Genomic DNA, 2,814 nt, shown 5'->3' on the forward strand with positions numbered 1-2,814 from the left:
CCTCGCCCTTGGGCTCAAGGTGGGCAGCTTCTCCTTTACGCCCAGCGACCTGAACCTTATCACCGCTGTTCTCGTCGTGCTGGCGCTGACCATGCCCAAACTGAAAAAAAGGTTCGCCAGATGCTGACATTATCCGACGTGACACTCTCCTTCCATAAAGGCAGCGTCAACGAGGTGCTGGCGCTCAAAAACGTGGACCTCACCATCAACGAGGGCGATTTCATCACGGTTATCGGCTCCAACGGCGCGGGCAAGTCCACCCTGCTCAACACGCTGGCCGGAACCTTCATGCCAGACAGCGGCTCCATCACCCTGAAAAATGATGACATCTCGCGGTGGCCGGAGTACAAACGCGCCCGGCACATGGGCCGCGTGTTTCAGGACCCGCTGCTTGGCACCTGCGCCTCGCTGACCATTGCGCAGAACCTTGCCCTTGCGCGCCGCCGCGGGGCATCGCGCTCGCTGAGGCAGGGCGTTACCGCTGACGACCGCGCCTACTTCCGGCGCGAGGTCCACAAGATTGGCCTCGGCCTGGAGGACAGGCTAGACGACCGCATTGGTCTGCTTTCCGGCGGCCAGCGGCAGGCGCTGACGCTGCTCATGGCGACCATGGTCCGCCCGGACATCCTGCTCCTTGACGAGCACACCGCCGCGCTGGACCCCAAAACCGCAAACTCCGTTTTGCTGCTCACGGAGCACCTTGTGACGGAGCTGGGGCTGACCACACTCATGGTCACCCACAACATGAATCAGGCGATAAAGCTGGGCAACAGGCTCATCATGCTCCATCAGGGCGAAATCATCATGGACGTTAGCGGCGAGAAGAAGCACTCGCTGTCCGTGAACGACCTGCTGGCCCAGTTCTATGCAGTCAAGGGAGAAGAGTTCTCGTCCGACAGGATGCTCCTCACCTAGACACTCTCGCGGGCCGCACTCACCCGCATGGACGATCTGTCCCACTCAACCAACACTCATTCGGAGGTACTCATGGAACGCACTTTCTCCATCATCAAACCCGACGCCGTCGAGCGTAACCTCATCGGCTCCATCTTGAAGATGATAGAGGAATCCGGTCTGAAGGTCGTTGCCACCAAGAAGATCCACATGACCAAAGAGCAGGCGCAGGGTTTCTACGCCGTGCACAGCGAGCGCCCCTTCTTCGACAGCCTGTGCGACTACATGTGCTCCGGCCCGTGTGTCGTGTCCGTGCTTGAGGGCGAAAACGCCATCACCCGCTACCGCGAGCTGATGGGCGCCACCAATCCCGAGCAGGCCGAGGAAGGCACCATCCGCAAGTGCTTCGCCAAAAATATCGAAGCCAACAGCGTGCACGGTTCCGACGCCCCCGAAACCGCAGCAACCGAAATCGCCTACTTCTTCAACCAGCTTGAGATTGTAGGCTAAAGAGAGTTTGACTATGCACACCGTTATCGGCGTCATCGGCCTTGGAAATATGGGTGGAGCCATTGTGTCCGGCCTTGCCGGGCGCAAGGATATCTCCATCGTTGGGTACGACCTTTCCGAAGACAACGCCCGCGCGCTGTCGGAGCGCTGCGGCATTGAAATTGCCGCCAGCCCCGAGGACGTGGCGAAGCGTTCGGACTATGTCCTTGTTGCCGTCAAGCCGCAGCACATGGAGCCGCTCCTGACCGAGCTTGCCCCGGTCCTGTCGCAGCGCGGCGCATGCCTGCTTTCCATCGCCGCAGGACTCCGGACGGACCAGCTGCGCGCCTTTACCGGCGGAAGCGTTCCCGTAGTGCGCATTATGCCCAACACCCCGGCCATGGTTGGCGCGGGCGTGTTTGCCGTCTGTCTGGACGACGCGGCGCTCACGGACGCGCACAAAGCCTTTGTGCCGGAGATGTTCGGCGCGCTTGGGCAGGTGCACATTCTGCCGGAAAAGCAGTTTGACGCCTTCACAGCCCTTGCCGGGTCCGGCCCCGCCTACGTCTTCTACTTTATGGAGGCCGTCATCGAGGCGGGCGTCACCCTTGGGCTGACGCGCCAACAGGCCACGGAGATGACCGAGGCGCTCTTCACCGGCTCAGCCAAGCTGGCCGAGGAAAGCGACCACCATGTCTCCGTCCTGCGCGAAATGGTTTGCTCCCCCGCAGGGACAACCATCGCCGCCACCAACCACCTCGACGCCGAGGGCGTCCGCGCCGCCATTGTGCAGGCCGTGGGCAAGTCCTTTGCGCGCAGTGTGGAGCTTGGCAAGTAGCTGGGCGGCATAGACAGCCTATTTGGCGCGGCCTGCTCTGCGGGCCGCGCTTTTTTTCGCCCGCCGCCGCCCGCGCACACGCCGCCAGCATTCGCCCGCCACGTGTTCGCACGTTCTCTGCTCCCGCCTCCCGGCTACGGTTGCGTTCACATACCCGCGGCCTTCGCCCTCCGTCCGTCCCCACCGGAATCCCCTTCTCGTTGTTGGCCCGCAGACCTGACCGGCCCCGGCCCAATGCCACTCCGCCCGCCAGCCGCACGGGCCTCGCCCTTGCCCCAATCACCGGGAAACGCTATGCATCCGCCACGCGCTGATACAAACCATACCCGCTTCATCCGCATGCCAGAGAGGATTCCGCCCATGCGCCCAATTTGCGACTTCCCCCGCGACGCACGCGCCGCCGTGCGCTACGTGCTGACCGACATTGACGACACCCTCACCAACGACGGCCGCCTGCCTGCCGCCGCCTATCAGGCGCTGGAAGACCTGCGCTGCGCGGGCATCCGCGTTATCCCCATCACTGGCCGCCCCGCCGGCTGGTGCGACCACATCGCCCGCATGTGGCCTGTGGACGGACTGGTGGGCGAAAACGG

Annotated in this window: 4 protein-coding genes and 1 pseudogene; all 5 read left to right on the forward strand. The window is 63.1% G+C overall.

The window, feature by feature from the left end; genetic code table 11:
* Positions 1 to 127, forward strand: a pseudogene (locus ACY69P_RS15820) (ABC transporter permease); the annotation flags it as partial.
* Positions 121 to 915, forward strand: a complete 795-nt coding sequence (locus ACY69P_RS15825; RefSeq protein ID WP_404844552.1) for an ABC transporter ATP-binding protein — start codon at positions 121 to 123, stop codon at positions 913 to 915. The pseudogene ACY69P_RS15820 and the gene ACY69P_RS15825, both read left to right, overlap by 7 nt.
* A gap of 72 nt (positions 916 to 987) precedes the next feature.
* Positions 988 to 1,404 carry a nucleoside-diphosphate kinase gene (gene ndk / locus ACY69P_RS15830; RefSeq protein WP_404844551.1) on the forward strand — a complete coding sequence of 139 codons (417 nt, stop codon included), beginning with the start codon at positions 988 to 990 and terminating at the stop codon, positions 1,402 to 1,404.
* 13 nt (positions 1,405 to 1,417) lie between these two features.
* Positions 1,418 to 2,221 carry a pyrroline-5-carboxylate reductase gene (gene proC / locus ACY69P_RS15835; protein WP_459899293.1) on the forward strand — a complete coding sequence of 268 codons (804 nt, stop codon included), beginning with the start codon at positions 1,418 to 1,420 and terminating at the stop codon, positions 2,219 to 2,221.
* A gap of 360 nt (positions 2,222 to 2,581) precedes the next feature.
* Positions 2,582 to 2,814, forward strand: a 233-nt coding sequence (locus ACY69P_RS15840; RefSeq protein ID WP_462328180.1) for an HAD family hydrolase, incomplete at its 3' end; no start/stop codon positions are given.

Source organism: Desulfobaculum sp., assembly GCF_054921475.1.

Excerpts from the sequence above, each read along its gene's own strand:
- ACY69P_RS15825 (WP_404844552.1), top strand. The coding sequence starts at position 121 with ATGCTGACATTATCCGACGTGACACTCTCCTTCCATAAAGGCAGCGTC.
- ndk (WP_404844551.1), top strand. The coding sequence starts at position 988 with ATGGAACGCACTTTCTCCATCATCAAACCCGACGCCGTCGAGCGTAAC.
- proC (WP_459899293.1), top strand. The coding sequence starts at position 1,418 with ATGCACACCGTTATCGGCGTCATCGGCCTTGGAAATATGGGTGGAGCC.